Origin of the sequence: Rhizobium sp. BR 315 (genome assembly GCF_050577975.1) — a bacterium.
Lineage (GTDB): Bacteria > Pseudomonadota > Alphaproteobacteria > Rhizobiales > Rhizobiaceae > Rhizobium > Rhizobium miluonense.
Map to the genome: position 1 here is coordinate 38,429 of NZ_JARWKZ010000015.1, position 23,975 is coordinate 62,403.

Consider the following 23,975-nt stretch of genomic DNA (forward strand, 5'->3'; position numbering starts at 1 on the left):
AATTTCCGATGGCAGCCGAAGTTGAAAACGCGCCGGCCTTCGGCGGCGTCATCCAGAGGAAAAGCAACCTCCGGGCCTTCTTCTCCGCTTGGCCGCCGCTGGTGCTGATCTCCCTCGCCTGGCTCGGGCTGATGATTCTTGTCGCGCTCTTTGCCCATTGGCTGGCGCCCTATGATTTCATGGCCACCAATGTCCTGGCGCGCCTCTGCCCGCCCGCCCTGTTCGGCGGCACGTTCGAGCACATGCTCGGCACCGATCAGCTCGGACGCGACGTCTTTTCCCGCGTCATCGCTTCGATCCGCATATCAATCACCATCGCACTCGCCGCCACCATCATCACCACCATCATCGGGGTGACCCTGGGGTTCCTTGCCGCCTATTTTCGCGGCTGGGTCGACCAGCTGATCCTGATGATGGTCGACGCCCAGCTGGCCATGCCTTTCATGATCATCGCCATAGCCGTGCTGGCATTCCTCGGCAATTCTCTCGTCATCTTCGTGTTGCTGCTTGGCCTTAACGGCTGGGATATCATCACCCGCATGGCGCGGGGGCTTGCGATTTCCGCGAATGCCCAGGGCTATGCGGTTGCCGCCCGCGATATCGGCGCTTCGCCGGCCCGCGTTTACCTGAGACATATCCTGCCCAATATTTCCACCACGATCGTCGTCGCCATGACGCTCAACATCCCTGGCGTCATCCTGCTCGAATCCAGCCTATCGTTCCTCGGCATCGGCTTGCAGCCGCCGCAGACCAGTCTCGGCAACATGGTTGGCTATGGCCGCGACTATATCCAGTCCGCACCATGGATCATGCTGACACCCGCCGCGATCATCGTTGTCACGACACTTTCGATATCGATCGTCGGGGACTGGCTGCGCGACAGGCTGGACCCCACCCTGCGCTGAAGGAGGTTATCTTAAGCCTGGGGCTTTGCCGGCGCCGCTGTACCCCAGCCCCTTGCGGCATCGCGGTGCTCGTTCAAAGCGACGATCCGAAGACTTTCGTCCATAACACAACTCGGCAACTGTCATGCCCGGCAGGCTGCGGATTAGTCCTGCGTTAACCAAGGCCATGCGATGCTCGCGCAAACTTTTCAAAGGGCAACGCTCCATGGTTTCTGCTGTCTCTTCATCTGCCGCGGCAACGGCAGTTGCCAACGCATCATCGTCTGCCGCCACCGAGGCTCAGCTTCAAGCCGCAATCAAGGAGAAGACGAAAGAGCTGGATAAGGCAACGGACGAAAAGACAAAGGCCTCCCTGCAAAAGCAGATAGGCAAGCTTCAAGCACAGCTTCAAAAGCTCCAGGACGCCGATAGGGCGAACTCGGCCGCAAACACTGAAAATAAGGGTGGCAAATCGGGCTCGGCGCTTTCCGGCGAAAGCGATCGTATCGGAACCAAGAATTTCGACGCGTCCACCGACTTCGGCAAGCGGGAAGCATACGTCTGACCCGACGGCAGAAGCCGTCCGGCGAGATCCAAGTATCTTGCAGGGTGTTGCTAGGCTCATAGCGAAAACATGAGCGATTGCCGCACGCGCCGTATTATCCGATGGGTGACAGCAAGCTCCTATTTGACGAAAGCGACGATCCAGCCTTCGGCTGAACCGTCGCTTCCGGAAATGATCGAATGAACGCCGATCGCTCTTAACCCAATTGCTCGTGAGGGCTGCACAGGTCCTTTTGCGGATTCGACATCGAACCTTTCCATCCGCCGGGACCTGTGCGCTTCCTCATCGACCTCTCGCTACCGAATTGGAGGACAGGCGTACGATTTTCTTCGGTTCGCTGAACGAGGCGAATGCATCCTCATTGGTCGACGTGGCCGCGGATTGAGCTGCCCCGGCGTAGCTCGACTGCCCCGGCAGCTTGAAGCGCGTAATCATCTGCCGCAGCCGTTCGGCCTCTTGGGCCAGCGTCATGCTTGAGGCTGTTGCCTCCTCCACCATTGCCGCGTTCTGTTGCGTCACCTGATCCATCTGGTTGACGGCGGAATTGACCTCGGACAATCCGGTGGACTGCTCGTTCGCGGAGACCGCTATGGCCTGCATATGCTCGTTGACGGAGGTGATATTGTCCTGGATCGTCTTGAGCGCATCGCCCGTCTCATGGACGAGCTTCACGCCATGCTTCACCTCTTCCGAGGAATTTCGGATCAGCTCCTTAATTTCCTTGGCAGCTTTGGCCGAGCGCTGGGCGAGTTCACGCACTTCCTGAGCGACGACGGCAAATCCCTTACCCGCTTCGCCGGCGCGCGCAGCCTCCACGCCGGCATTGAGCGCCAGGAGATTCGTCTGGAAGGCGATCTCGTCGATCACGCCGATGATGTTGGCGATGCTATTGGAGGACTCCTCGATACGTGCCATTGCGCCGACGGCATCGGCAACGATCTGTCCGGAGCGGCATGCGCTGTCATTTGCCGTTGCGGCGGCCTGACGCGCCTCATTGGCCCGCTTTGAGGCGTTGCCGACATTGACCGTGATTTCATCGAGGGCGGCAGCCGTTTCCTCCAGCGCCGCAGCCTGCTGCTCCGTGCGCCGCGACAGATTGCTGGCGCCATCGCTGATTTCGCGTGCGCCATCATCGATCAAGCCGGTCGACCGGGAAACAGAGGCGAGCGTCTCGCCTAGTTGCTGCATGGCCGAGTTCATATTCTCCCGCAAAGCCTCGAAATCCTTTGCGAACTGCCGATCGAGCGAGAAGCTCAGATCGCCGAGCGCGAGTTTCGACAATGCATCGCCGACCGTGCGCACAGCGAATACGCGTTCGCTGACGTCGGTTGCGAATTTGACGACTTTTACAACTTTTCCAGCGTCATTCGTGATCGGATTGTAGGACGCATTCAGATAGATGGCTCTTCCGCCTTTGCCGTAGCGTATAATATCCCCAATATGAGGATTGTTGGCGCGGAGATCTGTCCAGAGCTGCTCAAACTGACGATCTCCCGCCTCGCCTTCCTCCAGAAATATGCGGTGATTTTGCCCCTTGATTTCGGCGAGCGTATAGCCGACCGCCGCCAGGAAATTGTCGTTGGCGCTGACGATCTCGCCGGCTGGCGTGAACTCTATGACAGCCTGCACACGATTGATCGCCAACAGCTGATTGCGATAATCGGTATTCTGGATTCTCGCTCTCGCATCGGCCCATTCAACGACGAAGCCCATGATCCTCTCTGCTCGCATAAGCGGCGTCACGATCAAATCGAACATGCGCTGGCCAACGGATATCGTCGCCCTGTGTTGTTTCTTCAAAGCCGCGAGCATTGAACGCTGATGCGCCGGATTCTTATGAAAGATATCGATGTTGGAGCCGACGAGGGTCGCCATGCTGAACCGCGGCAGTTCTTTCTTGAGGTCGTTTTCGGCCTCCTGCAGCAATTCCCGAGTTGCCGGATTGATATAGACAATATTGAGTTTGGCGTCAGCGATCATGATATTGGCACTCATCGCATCCAACGCACCGGTTTTCATCGTTCCAGCGGCACCATGGATTCCTAACATCGTCGTGATATCCCTTCCGGCTCTTTCAACTAGAAATTCACTCGACGAAGGATTTAGTTCCTTCGAATTTGCAAAATTAGTATGTTCAATTTTAATAAATCATAATACTTAACGAAATCTTTAGGGCGTGGATTCGCCCCTTCATTACTTCAATGAGAGGCTTTAATACGCAGATGCGATAGACTATCTCTCACATATGATAGTTCATATATAGGATTTACATTATCTATATACTTCCTATAGACTTTCTATCTTTTTGGACGGGAAGGCGAAAAATGGCGATAAGATCCATTGTTGTGCCTGCCGATGGCTTCAGCGGCCGATGGCGAGCTACAATCCATGCGTTTAGCCTTGAACCAATCGACGCGATGAGGCTAAGGCTGTTTCACCTATAGATGCGGATAGACCATTATCGGCGAACCTCGCGCAAAAGACATCCTCTGCAAATAAGGACTTGCAAAAATACATCACTTTGATTAATCGTTTAATCAGAGGAGATCGAGACCATTCCCAAATGAGCGAAACACGCCCTTCTTCGATTCGCGAGATTGCAGACAGGCTGGGTGTCTCTACGGCAACCGTTTCCAATGCCCTGCGTGGCAAGGGACGAGTTTCGCCGGCCCTGGCCTTGCAGATTCGGGCAGAGGCGGAGACGCTGGGCTATGTCCCGGATCACGCGGCGCGCGCGCTGCGCACGGGGAAAAGCAATACAATCGGCTTGCTGGTTCCGAATATCGGGCAGCCTCTGTTTCCCGCCTTTGCCCAGGCCATCGAACGCGCCGCCAAGCAGCGAGGCCTTGCCGTCTTGATCGGCGACAGCGAGGGTGATCCCGCGCAGCAGGATTTCGAAATAAGAAACATGATCGCTCGCGGCGTCGATGCTCTGATCATCATACCGACCCGGGGCACGACAGTTATGCCGCAGAGCTTTTCAGTCCCGGTTGCCATCATCGACAGCGCCGCCACCGCCGGCAATATTGCTGCAAGCGATCACCGCGAAGGTGGTCGCAAGATAGCTCGGCACCTGATTGAGCTCGGTCACGACAGACTTCTTGTCCTTGCCGGGCCGGAAAATTCGCTGGTGGCGCGCGAGCGCGTCGAAGGAATGTGCGAGATCTTCGTTTCGGCTGGGATCCAGCCGACGCTGAAATATAGCGACGCAACCCTCGAAGCAGGCGGTGTTCTCGGCCGCGAGCTCGATCTCAGTCGCTTTACCGCCTGCGCTGCCGCGTATGACGCGCTCGCCATAGGCTTTGCTCTCGCTGTCCGGGACAGAGGCTACAGCATCCCGCAAGATATATCGCTCACGGGTTTTGATGACCTGATGTGGGCGCAGATAGTCTCGCCGCCCCTCACCACGGTCCGCCAGGATCTCGAGGCGGTGGCCACCCATGCGCTTTCCTTCGTCACCGGCGAAGCTGATGCCAGCAGAATTTTCCCAACCGATCTTGTCGTGAGGCAATCCACCGCACGCCCGTCGGCCTTCTCCCAGGGAGATAAAAATGCCGAATGAACCTCATGACCTCAATTCGTCTGCCCTGCGAGATCACGCCGTACGGGCGGCACGCGGCCTTGAACCGTTCGATGTGCTGATCGTCGGCGGGACACTTGTCGACGTCGCAACCTCGGAGATGCGGCCGGCCGATATCGGCCTTGTCGGCCCCTTGATTGCAAGCGTTCATGCTGCAGCAAGCAGGACGGACGCCAAGCAGACCACCGATGCCTCAGGATGCTTCATCACGCCCGGATTTATCGACACGCACATGCATGTCGAAAGCTCGATGGTAACGCCAAGGCGATATGCGGAGACCGTCGTCCCCCAGGGAACGACGACCGTGTGCTGGGATCCCCATGAAGTTGGTAATGTCGCCGGCCTCGACGGCATTCGATGGGCGCTGGAAGAAACGAAACAACTTTCGCTGCGCTTTTTGACCTTGGCGCCATCCTGCGTCCCTTCGGCACCAGGCCTGGAGCTCGCCGGTGCGGAATTCCGGGCCGGCGAAATGGCAACCATGCTGAGCTGGCCGGAGATTTCGGGCGTTGCCGAAGTGATGAACATGCGCGGCGTGCTTGAGCGAAGCGAGCCGATGCGCGGCGTCGTGGAAGCCGGGCTTGCCAGCGGCAAGCGCGTCTGCGGCCATGCCCGCGGCCTCGAAGACGCAGATTTGCAGGCCTTTGTCTCGGCTGGCATTCAATCGGATCATGAGATTACGTCGGGCGAAGATCTGCTGGCGAAATTGCGAGCCGGCCTTACCGTCGAGTTGCGCGGTTCCCATGACTATGTCCTTCCCGGCGTGATCGAGGCGCTGAAGAAGCTGCCGCATTTGCCGCAGACGCTGACGATCTGCACCGACGATGTCTTCCCCGATGATCTTTTGAGCGACGGAGCAATGTCATCCGTTCTCAGGCGTCTCATTGCCCACGGCATGAAGCCGATCGACGCCATTCGCGCCGCCACGCTCAATGCCGCAATGTGGTTCAATCGGTACGATCTCGGACTGATCGCTCCTGGCCGGCGCGCTGATATCGTTATCCTGTCCGATCTCGAAAAGATCGTGGTTGACCGCGTCTATGCATCGGGTCGCGAGGCCGCAAGAAATGGCGAACTTACCGCAGCCGATGATAGCATCTCCACAGACGCCTACCGCGACACCGTAAAGCTTCAAAAGCTTTCTGCCGCCGATTTTGACATCAGGCTTCCAGGCACGACCGAGGCACGCGTCCACACGGTCGTCAGCCCGCGTTTCACCAAATGGGGAGAGGCGGTTGTCAAAGTAAGCGACGACAAGCTCGTGCTGCCTGACAACATGCTCTTGATGGCCGTCATCCATCGCCATGGAAGAAAAGACCCCACGCCCGTCATCGGCATTCTGGAAGATTGGGGCCATTGGCGCGGCGCCCTGGCAACGACGATATCGCATGACAGTCACAACCTTACCGTCTTCGGTCGCGATCCCGCAGATATGGCTGCGGCTGCCAATGCCGTCATCGATGCCGGCGGCGGCATGGCAACGGCGGCAGGCGGCAAGGTTACGGCCGTGCTCGCCCTGCCCGTCTGCGGACTGTTGTCGGACGCTCCTGCAAAGCAAGTTGCCGACGACTTCGCCAAGCTGCGCACGGCAGCCGATGCGATCGCCGATTGGATGCCGCCAATTCGCACCTTCAAGGCAGTCGTCGGGGCCAGCCTTGCATGCAACCCCGGCCCGCACGTCACCGATCTTGGACTGACTGACGGGACGACCCAGGAAATCAGACCGCTTATGGCTGCAAGCCGAAACTGAGGTCACCCGCCGCACGGCAGCGTTGGCCGACTTGGGAGATATGCGCAATGGCCTCAAATATGAATGTCGGGCAGCCGGGCGATGCAGCCCGATCCAGCAGAGTAAGGAGATAGAGTGTTCTCCAATCGGTATGACCGTCGCCACCCCTATGCCGTGATATGTGTGGTGCCGATCTATTCCAACGACAGATTTCGACGGGAGGCGTATTCCGGCGAAGATCGCAGGAAACCGATCGCACTTCTTGGAGGCAGGCGGCAATGAGCAAGGCGGACAACATCATATCCTTCACCGGAATGCCCCCGACGGTGAGCGATATCGCCGCGATCGCGCGGCAGAACGCCTTGATTGAGATTTCACCTGATGTCGAGCGGAAGATCGCCGCCGCACGTGCCGTCGTGGAACGCTATCTGGCAGACGATAGGCCAGTTTATGGTTTGACGACAGGACTGGGCGCAGGCGTCGATACCAGGCTCGATACGGATGATCTTGTCGCTTTCCAGATGCGTGTGCCGCAAGCCCGTGCAGTCGGCGTCGGAGCATCGTTGCCGCGGGATGTCGTGCGGGCGATGATGGCGGCGCGCATCACCGGCATGGCAGCTGGCGGCTCTGGCGTCTCGTTGCCGGTGTTCTCCGGCCTGGTGGCGGCGCTGAATGCCGGCTTCCATCCCGTTGTGCCCTCGCTGGGCTCCATCGGCGCCGCCGATCTCGCGCCGCTTGCACATATGGGTCGGGCCTTGTTAGGGGATGGTGAGGCCGAAGTCGGCGGTGTCGTCATGGCGGCCGGCGAAGCTCTTGAAACGGCTGGACTGAAACCATTGCCTTTCGGGCCGAAGGACGGTCACGCTCTTGTCGTCGCCAACAGCCTCTCCGTCGGGAAAGCCTGCCTCTGCCTCGAAGATGTGGAGCGGCTGTCCGACTGGTCGCTTTCGGCCATCGCACTGAATTTCGAAGCCTTCCGCGCCAACGTATCCGCTTTCGACGACCGGGCATTGGCGGCAAGGCCGGCATTCGGTCAACGTGAGGCGGCAGCGAGGCTCCGCGACCTGCTTTCCGGAGGCTCGCTGCTCACCGAAGGCGCGGCCCGGCGACTGCAGGATCCTTTGAGCTATCGCTGTGCTCCGCAGGTCTGGGGTGCGCTTCTCCATGCGATCGCCGAGGCTCGCGAGGCGACGGAGATTGAAATCGCCAGCTCCGGTGACAACCCCGTCGTATTGGCGGACGAAGGCCTCATCCTTTCGCATGGCAATTTCGACATGACGGCTTTCGTGCTCGCCTGGGAGCGCCTCGGCCAGGCGCTGGCGCATTGCGCAGCCGCGACGGCCTACCGCACGATGAAGATCATGTCGGCTGCGATGTCGGAACTGCCACGGTTCCTCACACCGCTCGGCCAGAGCCGCACAGGTTTCGCGACCGTGCAAAAAACCGTCTCGGCGCTCGAAACCGAGATACGCCATTTTGCTGCGCCGATTTCGCTGACGCCCATTCCGGTCGCCGATGGCATCGAGGACCAGGCATCGATGGCGCCAAGCGTTCTGGCAAAGACCGAGGCGATCATCGAACGGCTGCGCTATCTCGTTGCCATCGAGCTCATCGCTTCGGCCCAGGCCGTTGAGCTTCGCGGCGTGCAGGGTGAGCTTGGCGCGGGCACAGAGCAGGCCTATCGGCAGGCTCGCGCCCTTGTGCCGCCGCTCGACGAGGACCGGGCTCAGGGACCGGATTTTCAGAGGCTTTCGGAATTCATAGGAAACACACCTTGGGAAGAAGGGGCTGCTCCCCATCCATGACGAAATCAGGGGCAGCGGCACCAAGAGCGTAGCCTCACCTGATTGAAGCTTTCCGGCAGGCCGTCCGCGGCCTCCTTCCTCGATAAGCCGGCATGACCGGCAACTGACCTGGAGAATGGCAATGCAGGAAATCTGGATCGACTATCTGAACGCCATCGATGCGAAGGCACTTGCGCTTTCCAACGATGAGATTCTTGACGCTGTCACCAAGGCGCTCGACGCGCAGGGACGCGGCGAGACCGTGATCGAACCTCGTGTCCATCTCGTCCCGGAAAGCTCAGACAAAGGTCATTTCAATGTGTTGCGCGGTTATGTGAAACCACTTGATTATGCCGGCGTCAAAGTCGTCGGCGATTTCGTCGACAATTACAAGCAGGGCCTGCCCTCTGAAATGGCCGTGCTCAACCTGTTCGATCCACACACCGGCGTGCCGAAGGCGATTATCGATGCGACTGCCATCACCGACATGCGCACCGGTGCCGTCACGGCGATCGGCGCCCGGCATCTTGCCCGCAAGGACAGCAAGATCCTCGGCCATATCGGCGCGCGCGGCACGTCCTATTGGAACGTGCGCCTGCTCGATCACCTCTTCGATTTCGACGAGATCCGCGTGCATTCGCGCCGTCCGGAAAGCCGAGATGCGTTCGCCGCGCGGTTGGAGAAGGATCTGGGCAAGAAGATCATCGTGACGGACAATTGGGAAGATTGCCTCAAGGGTGCCGACATCATGATCGAGGCCAGCCGCCTGCCGGAGCCGACGCCACTCTTCAAGACCGCCTGGGTCAAGAAAGGTGCTTTCGTCGTCCCCTACGGCACGATGAGCGCGCTCGAATTCGACCTGACCGACATCATGGACAAGGTGGTGGTCGACGATTGGGGTCAGTGCGGGCCTGGCCGTCCGTTCGGCGCGCTGCGCCGCCACGTCGACGAAGGCAAGGTCACCGCCGAGACGCTGCATGCTGAAATCGGCCAGATCGTCTGTGGCGCTAAACCAGGCCGCGAAAACGACGATGAGACCATCCTTTTCTGGCATCGCGGGCTCAGCACCACCGACGTCGCACTCGGCGCGGCGATGGTCGACAAGGCCAGGCGCATGAATATCGGCCAGCGCCTCCGTTTCGCGTGACCGCCATGACGACGCGCCTCTCCCCAGCCATTGCCTGTTCGCGCATGTACAATCTCAGCCCGAAAATTTCGGGACAATGGGATCGCCTTTTCCATTGGCTGTTGAGCCAATCCGGTATCGACATTGAGGTCATTCCGCATGCAGCCCCCGCTCCCCTCTCCGAGCTCTGGTCGCGGCCGGACATGGGTGCCGTCTTCATGTGCGGCTTTCCGTTTTCGAGGGTTGCAGCAGCCGAACGACCAGTGCCGCTAGCTGCACCCGTTTCGCTGGCGGGTTGGGCCAAGGGGCAGCCGGTCTATGCAAGCCACATCGTCGCCGCGCGTGACAAACTGTTCGCAGAGGCCGATTTTGCGACCTTGCGCTGGGGCTGGACCGTGCGGGACTCGCAGTCCGGCTACAATGCCCCGCGGGAATTCTTCGCCGAGATCGCAAACGGACGTTCGGTGCGCGAAACCATCGGCCCGCTGCTCAATCCGCGCGGCGTGGTCGAGGCAATCCGCACCGGTGCGATCGATGTCGGTGCGATCGACGCCTACGCCTATCAGCTACTGGAACTGCACGAGCCGGACATGATTGCCCCATTGCGCATCGTCGCAACGACGAGGCCGGCGCCATTTCCACTTCTGGTCGCCGCCAGGCAACAGCCTTCCGAGAGGATCAATGCACTTCAAGCTGCCCTTCTTGAGGCGCACCAAAGCCCGGAAGGGCGCGATATTCTAAGCTCGCTCGGCCTCGCCGGCTTCGCCAAACCGGATATCGCAGCTTATGATCGGCTCCCGGCAAGAGCTCAAGCCATCGATGACGCTCTGGGAGGGCCGTGGTGACACTCTGGCATGCCTGCCACCATCGCGGCAGGCATGCTCGCAACTGCCATGCTTCCCGCCTTGCATCCAATTGATCGGCCTCGAAACGAAGCGGACACTCGGCAGAGATCAGGCGCGGATTGCCGGTTTCAACAATTTTTCGGCAGCCAGCTTCAGACAATCCTCGAAGGCTGTCAGGTCAAGAAAGAGCTGGCCCGGTGCCACCCTGCGCGTCATTATCGCGCCGTTTCGGACCGCGATGCCGCCGTCCAGCATCAGATTCTCGGTCATATCGAAGTTTTCCAGCGCCATGCCATCCGGTCCGCGGTGGCGTCCGTCCGGGCCGAGCTGCACGTTGCCACCATAGAGATCGCTCACTCGCTCGAAATGATTTTCGCTGCTATTGGAGAAGGCAAAGGCCGGGCAGCCGCGGGCGCACATGAAGCCCAGTTCGAAGACAGTGCCGACATCGGCCGAAACGCCGCGAAACGGCGTCAGATTGGCGATGATCAGGTCGGCGCTCGTCATCAGGCTTTCGTTGATGGCGCTGATGGCGAGACCGCGCTGATGCCTTGTTTCCGTTTCGGGAACGGTAAGATCGCCGGGCGATACCGGCGTAAAACCATGGCTGCGCGCCATGGCAATCTTGCGGTCCAGAACCTCTCTCGCATTGGGGAGGAACACCTCAGGCCCCGCCAAATATGCTCTCAATTCTTTGCCCTTCCAACAAAATGTTTGCCGCAGGCAAGCTGCGGAACCATATCAGTGATATGACCGATTCAGCGCTGCCGCGCCAGACCGGACGAGTGGCTTGTAAATCCTCGAGCTTGGGCGCGAATACCGTTCCCGGTAAATGGCGAGGAAGATATAGTCACGCTGCGTGAGCCGATGACAGGCGAAGGAATTTACGGGGTATGGAAATGCAATCTTCTATGGAGACAATGGCCGGCTCAGAAATCGATGACCGTGGCATCTGGCCGACGAAGCAGAGCAAGATCCTCGATTGGCTGATGAATGACGTTCGCGATCAACGCTTCATCGACAACATCCTCGTCGAGTTGTGCGAGAAGATGCGGGCGATCGGAGTTCCGGTCGGACGATCGACGCTGCATTTCAGGACGCTGCATCCGCAGTGGCTCGGCGCGCGAATCCTCTGGCGTACCGGCATGAAGGAAGGCGACATCGCCACTTTCAGTTATGGCGTCGAGAACACGCCGCAGTTTCTGGCCAGCCCCATCAACGAAATCTTCAACGGGGCCGTCGAGGTCCGGCAAAATCTTGAGGTTTCGCATAAGGATGAGCTTCCCTATTCGCTCTATAAGGAGTTGCATGCGGAGGGACTGACCGATTACATCGCCTGGCCGATCTACCACACGCTCGGTAAGCGCCATATCGTCACCTTCGCCTCGGATGCGCCGGGCGGCTTCACCGACGCGCACATCACCTTCCTGAAGGATCTGCTTCCGGCGCTGACGATGGTGACCGAAATCAGGCTGAAGAACATCATGACTCGCACAATGCTGCGCACCTATGTCGGGCCGCATGCCAGCGAGAAGATCCTGGCGGGCGCGACCACGCGCGGCAGCGGCACCACGGTGGGCGCAGCGATCCTGATCTGCGACCTTCGCGACTTCACCTCGATCTCGGACATGTGGCCGCGCGACGACGTTATCGAGCTGCTCAACGGCTACTTCGACGCGATGGTGGAGCCGATCGAAAAGCATGGCGGCGAAATTCTCAAATTCATGGGCGACGGGCTCCTGGCGATCTTTCCGCTCAGCAATCCCGACGCCTGCCACAATCTCCTCGTCTCCATCAGCGAGGCACAGGCAGCGGTCGCAGCGCTCAACGACGAAAATCGCAAGAATGGCCGCGAGGTGCTGCGCTACGGCGTCGGCGTGCATGTCGGCGACGTGATGTACGGCAATATCGGCTCACGCACCCGTCTCGACTTCACCGTCATCGGCCCAGCCGTCAACATTGCCTCCCGGCTGGAGACGCTGACCAAGCAGGTGAAGCGGCCGGTGCTGCTGTCCAAGGCATTCGTCGACATGGCTGGTTGCCAGCGCGATATGGAATGCCTCGGCTCCTTTCCGCTGAAGGGCCTTGGCGAACCGGTCGATGTCTTTGCCTTCACCGCAAAAGAGAAACTGCTGGAAGACGCGTGATCGGCCGAAACCTCGGGTTCTGCACTCTTGCGCGGCCGATTTGACGCGGCGCGATTCAGTCGGTTGCAAAACGTGAAAGAGCAAGGGGCTGCCGCCACCGGCATAGCGCTCTATATTGTGAGGCGGATCATGACGATAGCCGCCTTATTTTTGAGATCGTTCTGCGGCTACAGACGTTGGGTAAGGGTTGATTCTATCGGCTCGACCGCACAGGGTGCCCGACACCCATAATACTCTGACAAGGAGAAAACAGATGAGAAAAATTCTGACACTGGCATTTTCTGCAGCGTCGTTGATCGTCGCCGGCACGGCGGTGGCGCGCGCGGCGGATTTGACGACGACCTATCGCGAAGAGGAATCCGACCAGCGCAACGGCGTTAAGATCGGCTATCTCGATTGCGATATCGGCGGTGGCGTCGGCTATGTGCTCGGATCGGCCAAGGAGGTGGATTGCACCTTCCATTCGACGGTCGGACGCGAGCGCATCGATCACTATACCGGTGCGATCAGAAAGATGGGTGTCGATCTCGGCTTCACCACTCGCAGCCGTCTCCTCTGGGCAGTCTTCGCGCCGACAGCCGGCTATCATCATGGCTCGCTGAGCGGCCTCTATCAGGGTGCTACCGTCGAAGCGACCGTCGGTGCCGGCATCGGCACGAACATTCTTGTTGGCGGCACCGCCGGCTCGATCCATCTCCAGACTGTGAGCGTGACCGGCCAGCTCGGCCTGAACCTTGCCGCGACCGGCACGTCTGTCACGCTGACTCCGGCGAACTAAGATATATGCCGCAGCGAAGCGGCATGGTTTCTACGGCCGCCCTGGCTCCCGCTGGGGCGGCCATTTCTTGGCTGGAGCCATCGCTCAGCCTCTTGCTGAGCCCTTGTCGGCAAGCCGGCTCCGCTTTCCGTGGCTCCGGCCCATGTTTTCCTGTTATTCGGCATCTTCGTTTAGCGCGAAACGGATTCACGCTAAGGCGGCACAGCTTTATAGCTATGCAACGCAGAAAACCAATTGGAGCCAAGCTCATGACCGATACCGTCACCGATCGCTTCCTTCGCTATGTCGTCGTCGACACCCAGTCGGACCCGACCTCGAACACGCAACCATCCACCGAGAAGCAGAGGAATCTGGGACGCATTCTCGTCGATGAACTGCTGGCGATCGGGCTGACCGATGCGCATCTGGACGAGCACGGCTACGTCTACGCGACCATTCATTCCAATGTCGACAAGCCGGTTCCGGTGATCTGCTTCTGCTCCCACATGGATACCGCTCCGGATTTCACCGGCACGAACGTCAAGCCGCAGGTTCTGCGGGATTATCGCGGCGGCGATATCAGGCTAATCGGCGACCCGCAGCAGGTCATTCGCGTCGAGGAGCACCCTGCCCTGCGCGACCAGATCGGCAATGACATTATCACCTCCGACGGCACGACATTGCTCGGTGCCGACGACAAGGCAGGCCTCGCCGAGATCGTTGCGGCGGCCCAATATCTCGTCGACAATCCGGATATCAGCCACGGCACGATCAAGCTCCTGTTCACGACCGACGAAGAGATCGGCCGTGGCGTCGACAAGGTGGATCTCAAGAAGCTCGGCGCGCAATTTGCCTATACGGTTGACGGCGAAACCGCAGGCCACATCGAAGACGAGACGTTTTCGGCTGACGGCGTCGAGGTCCTCATCCAGGGTGTCGCCATCCATCCAGGCTTTGCCCTCGGCAAGATGGAGAATGCCATCAAGATCGCCGGCGCGATCATCCACAGGCTGCCGAAGGACATCGCGCCCGAAACGACGAGCGGCCGTGACGGTTTCATCCATCCGACCGGTGTCAGCGGTTCGATGGACAAGGCCTCGCTCGGCTTCATCATCCGCGATTTCGACGAGGCTGGCCTCGCGGTCAAGGAGACCATGCTGGAGGGGATCGTCAAGGACGTCATGGCAGCCTACCCCGGCTCGTCTTACACCTTCACGGTGAAGCACCAGTACCGCAACATGAAGACCGTTCTCGACGGTCATCCGGAAATCGTCGATCATGCCGTGGAGGCAATCCGGCGCGCCGGCATGACGCCCGTGCGCGGCAGCATTCGCGGCGGCACGGATGGCTCTCGGCTCTCGTTCAAGGGCTTGCCATGCGCCAATCTCTTTGCCGGCGGCCATGCTTTTCACTCGCCGCTCGAATGGGTGAGCCGGCAGGATATGGAAAGGGCCGTTAAAACGCTCGTTGAACTGGCGAAGATCTGGGCGGAGCGAGCATAGTCGCAACGTCAGGCAGAATAACTCCCATCGAGATCTAAACGAAGAGCAGCCTCGTTGCGAAATGGGGCTGCTTTATGTGGGAGGCGCGGAGGCTTACCAGTCAAGACGAGCGACATCGTCGAGCGCCTGCCGTCCGCGACGAAGCACGTTGCCGGGCGCATCCACCGCCTGGCTCAACAGGTTGCGCGCTCCCGCCAGCGGGCGGAACCCTACGCTTTCCTCCACCACGGGAGCCGGATCGCTGCTCACTGACGGCACTTCGGCCTGGGCATATTGCGGATAGCCTGCAATCAAAGGATCGCGCGTTTCACATTGCGGCAGGCAGCGGTCAAACTGTTCGACGCCGCTGGCAGCTGCAACCTTGGTCTTTGCAATATCGGAACGAGACGCCACATGCTTTGCCGGAACCGTGGCTTTGACGGCAGCAAGAGGCGACGATGTCGGGATCGGCACGGACATTAGCTGCTGGACCGGGCTCGCATCGATTGCGAGCTGCGGCCCATTCATCGCGACATGTTCGAAAGGCTTGGCGCTACTGACTGTGATGCGGCCGCTCTCGTCGAACAGCCGCATAGCCCGCTCGGTCGGGGCCGTTTCGACAATCAGATAGAGAGCACCGACCACGGTGCCGCAAACTGCGAGCCCGGTACCCAACCTCCGGGTCGTCTCGCTTTGACCATTCCACCATCTCACAGGCTGCGTATCCATCGATCGCTCCATCCGACAAAATCTAGAATGCCCATTCTCGCGAGAACTGTGGCGCGGATTTTACCGAAACATGGCTAACTGCAGGCCTTGTGCAAAGAAATGTTGAAGAAAGCGCGCGGGCCGAAAATGGCTGATGCTTAAGGGATACACTTCCCCGTTAAGCCTTATGCTTAAAGTTAATCGAGCAGACCACGAGACAAACAACTGTTCTTATGATCTTATCATCCCGTGGCCGAGGCTGGAGCCACTCACGATTCCCTTATGAAACTTAAAATATTGAATTTTTCGCATGGTATTCACGGCAAATGCGCTAGTTCGCAACGAGCATTTTCTATCTGCTATATTGCAGAGCGCACATGAGCTTATGGCGATATACAGCGAGAATCCCCGCATAGCCTCCATTATGGCAGCGCAGCAGCGATGGCTTATGGCACATGCGGGTTTTTCGCTGTCCCTCGGCTATCCCGACGAGCCGACGCCAGGGCTTTATAGTAGCCGATTCATCGATTTTGCCGTGAAGCACGGCATCGCCAGCCGCAATACCGCCGCCGCCTTCCTAAAGGAGATGCTGGCCTACAAGTTCATTCAGCCGGTGCAGCGCAGTCCGGATCGTCGCATCACCCTACTGGAGCCGACACCATTCACTCGCGACTACATGATGCGCTGGATCCATACCCATCTCATCGTGCTCGATACGCTCGACGGCGGCAACCGCATGGCGACGATCGCCCTCGATCCGGAAGCGACCTGGCGCATGCATCCCATCATTGCCAAGCGCATCGTGGATAGCGATGCTCTTCGCAATCCCGGAGTGACGTACAACCTGTTCAACTGGGCCACATCCGGCAGCATTGTCATGGATTACCTCATCTCCCGGATAACCTCGATCGACTTTGCAGCGGACAAGGTGCTGATCGGCCGTGTTTCCATGAAGATGATGCAGGATCAGTTCATGATTTCCAGAACGCATCTGAAGCGCCTGTTCAAGCGAGCCGCCGAATTCGGCAGCGTCGGATGGGTTGGCGCGCCGGGAAAGAGCAGCTTCTGGCTGTCCCACACGTTCGTCTCCGAATACTGGAGATATCAAGCGGAGAAATACGCGATCATCGACTCCGTGAGCCATATCGTGCTCAACGCCGCTGACGGAAGCGACGAAAGATCGGATGCTACGGCTCTCGGGTTGGTCATCAACTGAGCGGCTACGCTCACCTCTATTTGACGGGGGTACGACGGGTCACTCGCTCGGCAAGTCGAGTATTGATGCCGGTATCGCAGCCATGCAGTATGCACGATTTATGCCCCTTCCTTCCATCGTGACCAAATCGAATCACCGATCGACTGCCGCCATGAACAGGGTCGAATTGTTAGGTTGAAATGAAAATATATTCCCTCTTTAATTGTACATATCATAGTAGGCACGCCGAGCGAGCGTTAACCGCTATTTCCGGGAACATCATCCATACATAAGTAAATACTGAACAAATGCGATTTATATCGGCGAGCAACTCATTTGATACTTTGACAGCAAATGAACGCGGTCTCTGCTGATTGCTCGAATCAATAACATATGATTAGTTTCTGATATTCCGATGTTTCAGAGAACACGGTTAGGGGATCGCGAATGCAGAGAGTGCTGTGCGGTACTGTTCTCTTTGGTGCCGCTTTGATCATAGCAGAACCGCCCGCCATGGCGGCCGTCGTGAACGGCAACATGACGGTCAGCATCACCATCCAGGCGCAGTGTCTGATCCAGACCAGCGGCAATCTTAATTTCGGCACCAACGGCGTCATCGGCGCCAATATCGACCAGACGAGTACCATCGGCGTTCAGTGTACAACCGGACAAACCTATAATGTGGGCTTGAGCGCCGGTGCGGGGAGCGGTGCAACCACGAGCGTTCGTCTCATGACTGGACCTGGGGCGGCGACAATCAGCTACGGCCTCTACCAGGATTCCGCGCGTAGCCAAGTCTGGGGGACAACGATCGGCACCGACACCGAGACCGGCACGGGCAATGGCAATGTCCAGAACCTCACGGTTTATGGACGGGTTCCGCCGCAGACGACCCCTGCTCCCGGTGCTTATACCGATACCGTGGCGATCACCGTCACCTACTAGAAAACTTCACGCACAGGAGGCTGCCATGCAACGCATGTTGCCACGCATTGCCATGACCATGCTTTTGTTTCTGAGTACCCACGGTGTGAACGCAGCATCGCTGCGCGTGGCCCCCACCAGCCTGGAGCTCATTGCGCCATCCGGCACCGCGGTCCTCAACCTCGCCAACGACGGGGACCACACGATCAATGTCCAGGTACGCATCTTCAAATGGAGCCAGACAGGTGGCGTAGAGCGGCTCGAGCCGACGAGAGATGTCGTTGCGAGCCCCCCTTCAGCGAAGATGAGTCCGAACGGCCAATATGTCGTCCGGGTGGTTCGCACGAGCAAGACGCCGGTGAAAATAGAGGAGACGTACCGTGTCATCGTCGACGAACTTCCGGATCCGAAGCTCGCGCGGTCCGGAACGGTAACGCTGATCATGCGCCATTCCATTCCCGTCTTTTTCAAGAGGGCCGATATCAAACCGGCCGAAGTCTCCTGGAACCTCAGCAAGCAGGGTAACAGCCTGCTTTTGACCGGCAGGAATAATGGCGGCGGCCGCTTCCGGCTATCGAACCTAACGCTCACTCAGGGATCCGCGAAAATCGCCAGCCGTAGCGGCTTGGTCGGATACGTCCTTGGCGGCGCGACGATGCAATGGCCGATTGCCACGGCAAAATATCTCGCGGGCGGGACAATCACCTTGCAAGGCCAGAGCGATCTTGGGCCGTTCAATGCAAACGTCGCCGTCGCGAAAAACTAAGGCCGGCACCGTCTTTGTAAGCATCTTTCTCTCGGTTTCGGCATTGCGTGCTCAGGAAGTTCCCGATCTGCCAGCCGCTGGTGCCACCGCCGACCAGTCCGCCGGCACGCGCGACGTCTACCTTGAAGTATTCATCAACAACGTCTCAACAAAGATGATCGGCAATTTCAAACAGCACCCGAACGGCTCGCTTGCAGCAACCGCCGAGGAGCTGCGCGAGGTCGGCATAAAGCCCCCGGCACACGCGGAGGGTGACAAGCTCATTGAACTCGGCGCACTGCCCGGCTTGTCATATCAGGTCGATGACCCGACCCAGCGGGTCTACATTCAGGCGAATGACAAAGAGCGCGCGCCTCACGTCATCAACGTCAGGCAAGAGGAGGAGAGCAAGGCCCAGACACCCCAGGCCGGCTATGGCGCCGTGCTCAACTATTCTCTCTATGCAAGCTCCAATAGCCTTTTCAAAAATGACTCCAGCATATTCCAGGGAATATCCGGATCGTTCGACGCCCGGCTTTTCAGTCCCTACGGCACGCTCAGCCAATCCTTCATCGCCGGATACTCCAACGGCAGCCTCGACGGCGTGACCCGCCTCAATACGACCTGGAGCTATTCCGATGCGAAAAATCTGATCACCTATCGTGCGGGCGACCTGACGACCGGCGGGCTCTCATGGACGCGGCCGGTCTATTTCGGCGGCATTCAATTTCAGCGCAATTTCTCCCTGCGCTCGGATCTGGTGACCCAGCCTCTTCCGGCATTCGCCGGAACTGCTGCGGTCCCCTCGACGCTCGAGATCTATGCCCAGAATGTCAGGACTTATTCGGGCGACGTCCCCGCAGGGCCGTTCGAAGTGACCAATCTGCCCGTCTTTTCAGGCGGCGGACAAGCAACGGTCGTGCTGCGCGACAGCCTTGGGCGGGAGACGACCCAGACGTTGCCGTTCTATTCCTCCAACCGGCTTCTGCGGCGCGGCCTTATGGACTTCTCGGCCGAACTTGGTGTCCCCCGTCGAAATTTCGGAACGGAATCAGACGATTATGACAACCGGATCATGGGCGTTGCCACCGCTCGCTACGGCCTGACCGATTGGCTGACGCTGGAGGGCCATTTCGAGGGCGGAACGGATCTGCTGAATGGCGGCGCGGGCGCCGCTTTCCCACTGGGTGCCTGGGGCGTGGCCTCGGTTGCGGCTGCAGCAAGCAAGAGCGGAGATCGCTCCGGCGCGCTCGTCAATGCTTCGCTCGAACTGAACCACAACAGATGGGCCCTCTATGCGCGCGTGCAGCGCGCCTTCGACGATTACGATGACATCGCATCCGTATCCGCCAAACCGACGGCGAGCTCCGCAGGTGAATTCACAATATTCAGCACAGGCGTGCCGCGCGCGATCGACCAGATCACTGTGAGCGCGCCGACGCCGCTGGACCTTTCGAGCCTCAATCTTTCCTACACGAGGCTCGAAAACGCTGATGGCACGAAGAGCAACATCGCCAGCCTTTCCTACAGTCAAACCTTCAAGCACGCGACGCTATACGCCACCGCATTCACCGATCTCGACGAGCGCAGCAATTTCGGTGTCTTTGCCGGTCTCTCCATCCCGTTCGGGAGCAATATCACCGCCAATACCGGCGTTCAGAGCGGGCCTGACGGGCTCGCCTTGGTTGCCGACGTTTCCAAGTCGATGCAGCAGGAGAATGGCAGCTTCGGTTGGCGGCTGCGCACATCCGAGGGGCAGGACAGGAACCGGGAAGCGGCAGTCAGCTACCGGGCGCCTTTCGGGCAAGTCGAAGCCGGCGTTCAGCAGCAAGATCGGGATGCGCGCGCTACGGTTCGCATGGACGGTGCCATTGCAGCTGCCGGCGGCGGCGTCTTCACAACCAACCGCATCGACGATGCCTTTGCCGTCGTCGATGTCGGCGCCCCCGATGTCGAGGTCCAGCAGCAGAACAGGCCGGTCGGCAAGACCAACCAAAACGGCCGCATCCTGGTGCCCAACCTCAATTCCTACGAGCCGAATACCGTCTCCATCGATCCCAAGAACCTTCCCGTCGATGCCGATGTACCGGCGACGAAGGAAGTCGTTGTCCCCGCGGATCGTAGCGGTGTCGTGGTCAAGTTCGGCGTGGCAGAGGCCCCTCAGGCAGCACTTGTGACGATCGGGGATAAGAATGGCGCACCTCTGCCCGCCGGTCTCAGCGGCAAATTGCAGGGATCGGATGAGGAGTTCGTCATCGGCTATGACGGCCAGGCCTATATCCGGGGACTGCACGAGCGAAACTCGATCGAAGTATCACTCGAAGACGGAAGCATGTGCCACGCCCAGTTCACCTACGAGGCAAAGCGTGGAGAGCAGGTCGCGATCGACAATGTGAGATGTTTCTGAGAGGAGGTTGAAAAAATGTTTCGTTCCATTGCCTTTCTCCTCGTCGCGCTGCTGCCATCGCTAGCCTTTGCGCAGACTTGCAATTTCACCGTCACCAACATGAATTTTGGCGCCGTCGATACTTTGTCCGGCAATCCCGTGACCTCAACCGCCACGTTGAACATCAGCTGCACCGGCGGCCTCCTCGATGGCGGCAGGCGTATCCTCATCTGCCCGAACTTGGGACCGGGCAGCGGCGGCGCTTCCTCGGCAACGGCCCGGCAGATGGTGAGTGGAACCAATCCATTAAATTATCAGATTTACTCCGATTCCGGCCGAACGGTGATCTGGGGATCGAGCACCTGGTCCTATCCGTCGCGGGCGCCTGCCTTCGCCATGACCATGACCATACTCGGAGGCATTTTGAGCGCGGCAACCGGGAGCATGACCCTGTACGGTACGGTCCTAGGCAGTCAACCGACGGCGGCGGCGGGCGCTTTTACATCGAATTTCTCGACCACAGACACTTCCTTTTACTACAGCTACAGCAGCGCCACCAATTGCGATTCCCCTTCTGGTTCGGTGGGAACGGCTCCGTTCAGCGTGAGCGCGAGTGTCGCCGCTAATTGTCTGGTCAGCATCCAGAACGTCAATTTCGGGACGCAGGGCGTATTGCACACCAATGTCGATGCAACGGGCTCGGTGACGGCGACCTGTACGCAAGGCACGACCTATACGATCTCGCTGAATGGCGGCAACGCGAGCGCTGCACCGACGGCGCGAAAGATGTCCAAGGGGACGGAGACCGTGACCTATGGCCTTTACAAGGATTCGAACCGCTCACAGCCCTGGGGTGACGCCAATACACCCGGCAGTACCGTGGCTGGGACCGGCACCGGAGCGGCACAGCTTTTGACGGTGTATGGTCGTGTGCCACCTCAGACGACACCCTCTCCGGGCAGCTACACCGACACGGTGGTCGTCACACTTACCTACTGATCGAGATTGTGGCTAAAGGGCTGATGGCAGTGGTCTTGGATAAGCTGCGTCACCCTTCGGCAACTGAACAGGCTGCCTCATCACGCCGCATCCGCGCCGCTTGCGCCACGCGGCCGGGTTTCCTCGGCGGGTGCCGCTGCTTCTTCCTCCGGCATATCGGAGAAACAAACCATATTGCGACCGTTCCGCTTGGCTTGATAGAGCCGCCTGTCCGCAACGGCTGCAAGCTCCTCCCACTGCCCCGAGGCGCATTCTGCTCGCCAATCGACGCCGAAGCTGGCGGTGACGGTCAGCTCGTGCTCCTCGTTGACAACAGTCTGCGCAAGGGTTTCGCACAGCCGCTTTGCGGTGGTATGGGCGAAGGTCTCAGTGACACCGACCAATACGATGATGAACTCCTCGCCGCCATAGCGAGCGAATAGATCCTGCGCGCGCGCATAGGGGGTCAAAATCTGCGCCGTCCTTTGAAGCACCAGATCTCCGACGGCATGCCCATAGCGATCGTTGATCGACTTGAAGTGGTCGATGTCGAACATGATGATGGCAATGCCGCCGAAATCGGCTCCGGAATCTGTAAACAGTTCCTCCATGGCTTCACCAAGTGCGCGGCGATTGAGAAGACCGGTCAGCGCGTCGGTTTGCGAGAGGCGCCTCAGCTCCTCCGTCATCGACTTGCGCTCCACCTCCAGATGGCGCTTGAAACGCTGCTGCTCCCGCAGCAGATCGAGCCGCTGGAACATCTCACGCGCCTCGTGCCCCGCGTGAGGCATGGGTAGCGGCTGCAGCAGATTACCGGCAGCGATATCCTCGATCTGCCGTATGGCTGCAAGCATCGGCCGGAAAAGCGATCGTCCAAGCACGTAAGCCAATCCAAGCATGACGGATATCGCCGTGCCGGCCAGTAGCGTTGAGACCAGCATGATGTTGAAGGCCTTCTCCCGCATTTTCTCCAGAGAGGTCAGCGCGCTGCTTTCGATCTCCTCGCGCAGCTTTTCCGTCGACTTCAGTCCTGGAACGTATTTTGCGCCGAATTCAGCCGGCGTGGGCGGCCTGCCGCCATTGAGCTCAAAAGCTACCTGTTGCGCATAGGGCAAGGACCTGGCGAAGTAGTTTACGGTCACTTGATCCAGCAGCTGGGCGATCTCCTGGGATTGAAGGGCGCCGGGAGCATAGGTTTTCAGCAGCACATTCACTTCGAGGAGCCGATTCAATTCGCCGTCGAAGGCAACGCGATAGTGGGAGCGCGCCTGCCCCTGGGAGATCAGCATCATCACGACATAGGATCCGACCCGACCTGCACGCTCCCTCAGTGTTCCGGCCAGGGAGGTCAGTATGACCTCGGCACTCGTTTCCGGCGCCAGAGCGATAATCGAGCGTCCAGCCACGTCGCGATAGGTCTGGGCGCGATCCGCAGCACGGAACATCGCCTGGATGGCGTCGGCAATACCAGCTCCATTTCGCTCGCTGTACGGAACCGCTGCGACTGCATCTACAGCACTTCTGCCAGTCTCCAATTGAGCTTTGACAGCTACGAATGCGCGATGCATCTCCGGCGATGTATCGATCTCCGTCCGAAAGAGCGTCTCTATGGCAGCGATATCCCGGTCGGTCTCTTCCCGGCTCTCTTTCAGGGCAGCGGCAAACGGCGGTTGTTGTTCTTCGGGAGCACTCATAAGACTGTTTGCCGGCGCACGCTCCCGCGAGATCGCCGCGGCTGCATGCAACGCCACATGGAATCGATTGAATTCCGTCACGCCTCGTTTGTAATTGATGTAATCCGACAAGCTGAAGGCAATTGTCGAGCCGGCCATCATCAAGCAAACCATGATAACAGCTATGGCTCCGATCCATTGCAGCTGTTGAATTCTAAGCCGCGACAAGGAATGCACTCCACAAACAAGCACCTGATCTAGACTACACCAGATTCAGTGAAATCTTCACTTAACGAACAGGCTTAAATATTTCTCATAGTCGGACGACCGAGCTGCCGCGATCGCCGACACCCCGGACGGGCTTCTCAACACAGAAGAGAACAGACACCGCCCATGCCAGTAGAAGCGCCGTAGGGAAGAAAAGTGCCGGGATTACGTCGTCAGACGCGGCTTGCTTGCCGGGCTTAG

19 protein-coding genes are annotated in these 23,975 nt (G+C 59.1%); 15 read left to right on the forward strand and 4 right to left on the reverse strand.

Annotated features, from left to right (window positions below):
- Positions 1-8 precede the first annotated feature (8 nt).
- Both QD409_RS16710 and QD409_RS16715 read left to right on the forward strand, forming a co-directional pair.
- Positions 9-905, forward strand: a complete 897-nt coding sequence (locus tag QD409_RS16710) for an ABC transporter permease (RefSeq protein WP_430763145.1) — start codon at positions 9-11, stop codon at positions 903-905.
- A 124-nt stretch (positions 906-1,029) separates the two neighbouring features.
- A complete protein-coding gene (locus tag QD409_RS16715; RefSeq protein ID WP_430763146.1) occupies positions 1,030-1,449 on the forward strand; it encodes a hypothetical protein in 420 nt (139 codons plus the stop codon).
- A 282-nt stretch (positions 1,450-1,731) separates the two neighbouring features.
- Here the strand turns inward: QD409_RS16715 and QD409_RS16720 are convergent, their stop codons facing one another.
- Positions 1,732-3,498 carry a methyl-accepting chemotaxis protein gene (locus QD409_RS16720; protein WP_430763147.1) on the reverse strand — a complete coding sequence of 589 codons (1,767 nt, stop codon included), beginning with the start codon at positions 3,496-3,498 and terminating at the stop codon, positions 1,732-1,734.
- A gap of 514 nt (positions 3,499-4,012) precedes the next feature.
- On the opposite strand from QD409_RS16720, the gene QD409_RS16725 reads away from it, so the two are divergent.
- From QD409_RS16725 to QD409_RS16745, 5 genes are all read left to right on the forward strand, one after another.
- On the forward strand, positions 4,013-5,011 hold the full coding sequence (locus QD409_RS16725) for a LacI family DNA-binding transcriptional regulator (protein WP_430763148.1): 999 nt from the start codon (positions 4,013-4,015) through the stop codon (positions 5,009-5,011).
- Entirely contained in the window at positions 5,001-6,779 is a 1,779-nt protein-coding gene (locus tag QD409_RS16730; protein ID WP_430763149.1) for an adenine deaminase, read from the forward strand. The genes QD409_RS16725 and QD409_RS16730 overlap by 11 nt, the downstream gene beginning before the upstream one ends.
- A 257-nt stretch (positions 6,780-7,036) precedes the next feature.
- Entirely contained in the window at positions 7,037-8,563 is a 1,527-nt protein-coding gene (locus QD409_RS16735) for an HAL/PAL/TAL family ammonia-lyase (protein WP_430763150.1), read from the forward strand.
- A gap of 121 nt (positions 8,564-8,684) precedes the next feature.
- Positions 8,685-9,689: an ornithine cyclodeaminase family protein gene (locus QD409_RS16740; protein WP_430763151.1), complete on the forward strand. Its 1,005-nt coding sequence runs from the start codon at positions 8,685-8,687 to the stop codon at positions 9,687-9,689.
- A 5-nt stretch (positions 9,690-9,694) separates the two neighbouring features.
- Complete coding sequence (locus tag QD409_RS16745) at positions 9,695-10,513, forward strand: phosphate/phosphite/phosphonate ABC transporter substrate-binding protein (protein WP_430763152.1); 819 nt, start codon at positions 9,695-9,697, stop codon at positions 10,511-10,513.
- Between the two features lie 108 nt (positions 10,514-10,621).
- Here the strand turns inward: QD409_RS16745 and QD409_RS16750 are convergent, their stop codons facing one another.
- A complete protein-coding gene (locus QD409_RS16750) occupies positions 10,622-11,203 on the reverse strand; it encodes a nucleoside 2-deoxyribosyltransferase (protein ID WP_430763153.1) in 582 nt (193 codons plus the stop codon).
- Between the two features lie 209 nt (positions 11,204-11,412).
- On the opposite strand from QD409_RS16750, the gene QD409_RS16755 reads away from it, so the two are divergent.
- From QD409_RS16755 to pepT, 3 genes are all read left to right on the forward strand, one after another.
- Positions 11,413-12,660, forward strand: a complete 1,248-nt coding sequence (locus tag QD409_RS16755; RefSeq protein WP_092847910.1) for an adenylate/guanylate cyclase domain-containing protein — start codon at positions 11,413-11,415, stop codon at positions 12,658-12,660.
- A 253-nt stretch (positions 12,661-12,913) separates the two neighbouring features.
- Entirely contained in the window at positions 12,914-13,438 is a 525-nt protein-coding gene (locus QD409_RS16760; protein ID WP_092847672.1) for a DUF992 domain-containing protein, read from the forward strand.
- 248 nt (positions 13,439-13,686) lie between these two features.
- Complete coding sequence (pepT, locus tag QD409_RS16765) at positions 13,687-14,919, forward strand: peptidase T (protein WP_092847675.1); 1,233 nt, start codon at positions 13,687-13,689, stop codon at positions 14,917-14,919.
- A gap of 93 nt (positions 14,920-15,012) precedes the next feature.
- Here the strand turns inward: pepT and QD409_RS16770 are convergent, their stop codons facing one another.
- Positions 15,013-15,627: a hypothetical protein gene (locus QD409_RS16770; protein WP_430763154.1), complete on the reverse strand. Its 615-nt coding sequence runs from the start codon at positions 15,625-15,627 to the stop codon at positions 15,013-15,015.
- Positions 15,628-15,916: 289 nt separating this feature from the next.
- Here QD409_RS16770 and QD409_RS16775 point away from each other — a divergent pair, with 289 nt between their 5' ends.
- From QD409_RS16775 to QD409_RS16795, 5 genes are all read left to right on the forward strand, one after another.
- On the forward strand, positions 15,917-16,822 hold the full coding sequence (locus QD409_RS16775; RefSeq protein WP_430763155.1) for a hypothetical protein: 906 nt from the start codon (positions 15,917-15,919) through the stop codon (positions 16,820-16,822).
- A 426-nt stretch (positions 16,823-17,248) separates the two neighbouring features.
- Entirely contained in the window at positions 17,249-17,746 is a 498-nt protein-coding gene (locus tag QD409_RS16780; RefSeq protein WP_430763156.1) for a Csu type fimbrial protein, read from the forward strand.
- A 25-nt stretch (positions 17,747-17,771) separates the two neighbouring features.
- Positions 17,772-18,491, forward strand: coding sequence for a fimbrial biogenesis chaperone (locus QD409_RS16785; RefSeq protein WP_430763157.1), 720 nt, complete (start codon positions 17,772-17,774; stop codon positions 18,489-18,491).
- A complete protein-coding gene (locus tag QD409_RS16790) occupies positions 18,463-20,877 on the forward strand; it encodes a fimbria/pilus outer membrane usher protein (RefSeq protein WP_430763158.1) in 2,415 nt (804 codons plus the stop codon). Before QD409_RS16785 ends, QD409_RS16790 begins: the two co-directional genes overlap by 29 nt.
- A 15-nt stretch (positions 20,878-20,892) precedes the next feature.
- Entirely contained in the window at positions 20,893-21,855 is a 963-nt protein-coding gene (locus QD409_RS16795) for a Csu type fimbrial protein (RefSeq protein ID WP_430763159.1), read from the forward strand.
- An 80-nt stretch (positions 21,856-21,935) separates the two neighbouring features.
- On the opposite strand, the gene QD409_RS16800 is transcribed toward QD409_RS16795, so the two are convergent.
- Positions 21,936-23,681, reverse strand: a complete 1,746-nt coding sequence (locus QD409_RS16800) for a diguanylate cyclase (protein ID WP_430763160.1) — start codon at positions 23,679-23,681, stop codon at positions 21,936-21,938.
- Between the last annotated feature and the right edge of the window lie 294 nt (positions 23,682-23,975).

Excerpts from the sequence above, each read along its gene's own strand:
- QD409_RS16710 (WP_430763145.1), top strand. The coding sequence starts at position 9 with ATGGCAGCCGAAGTTGAAAACGCGCCGGCCTTCGGCGGCGTCATCCAG.
- QD409_RS16715 (WP_430763146.1), top strand. The coding sequence starts at position 1,030 with ATGCCCGGCAGGCTGCGGATTAGTCCTGCGTTAACCAAGGCCATGCGA.
- QD409_RS16720 (WP_430763147.1), bottom strand. The coding sequence starts at position 3,498 with ATGTTAGGAATCCATGGTGCCGCTGGAACGATGAAAACCGGTGCGTTG.
- QD409_RS16725 (WP_430763148.1), top strand. The coding sequence starts at position 4,013 with ATGAGCGAAACACGCCCTTCTTCGATTCGCGAGATTGCAGACAGGCTG.
- QD409_RS16730 (WP_430763149.1), top strand. The coding sequence starts at position 5,001 with ATGCCGAATGAACCTCATGACCTCAATTCGTCTGCCCTGCGAGATCAC.
- QD409_RS16735 (WP_430763150.1), top strand. The coding sequence starts at position 7,037 with ATGAGCAAGGCGGACAACATCATATCCTTCACCGGAATGCCCCCGACG.
- QD409_RS16740 (WP_430763151.1), top strand. The coding sequence starts at position 8,685 with ATGCAGGAAATCTGGATCGACTATCTGAACGCCATCGATGCGAAGGCA.
- QD409_RS16745 (WP_430763152.1), top strand. The coding sequence starts at position 9,695 with ATGACGACGCGCCTCTCCCCAGCCATTGCCTGTTCGCGCATGTACAAT.
- QD409_RS16755 (WP_092847910.1), top strand. The coding sequence starts at position 11,413 with ATGCAATCTTCTATGGAGACAATGGCCGGCTCAGAAATCGATGACCGT.
- QD409_RS16760 (WP_092847672.1), top strand. The coding sequence starts at position 12,914 with ATGAGAAAAATTCTGACACTGGCATTTTCTGCAGCGTCGTTGATCGTC.
- pepT (WP_092847675.1), top strand. The coding sequence starts at position 13,687 with ATGACCGATACCGTCACCGATCGCTTCCTTCGCTATGTCGTCGTCGAC.
- QD409_RS16770 (WP_430763154.1), bottom strand. The coding sequence starts at position 15,627 with ATGGATACGCAGCCTGTGAGATGGTGGAATGGTCAAAGCGAGACGACC.
- QD409_RS16775 (WP_430763155.1), top strand. The coding sequence starts at position 15,917 with ATGGTATTCACGGCAAATGCGCTAGTTCGCAACGAGCATTTTCTATCT.
- QD409_RS16780 (WP_430763156.1), top strand. The coding sequence starts at position 17,249 with ATGCAGAGAGTGCTGTGCGGTACTGTTCTCTTTGGTGCCGCTTTGATC.
- QD409_RS16785 (WP_430763157.1), top strand. The coding sequence starts at position 17,772 with ATGCAACGCATGTTGCCACGCATTGCCATGACCATGCTTTTGTTTCTG.
- QD409_RS16790 (WP_430763158.1), top strand. The coding sequence starts at position 18,463 with ATGCAAACGTCGCCGTCGCGAAAAACTAAGGCCGGCACCGTCTTTGTA.
- QD409_RS16795 (WP_430763159.1), top strand. The coding sequence starts at position 20,893 with ATGTTTCGTTCCATTGCCTTTCTCCTCGTCGCGCTGCTGCCATCGCTA.
- QD409_RS16800 (WP_430763160.1), bottom strand. The coding sequence starts at position 23,681 with ATGGTTTGCTTGATGATGGCCGGCTCGACAATTGCCTTCAGCTTGTCG.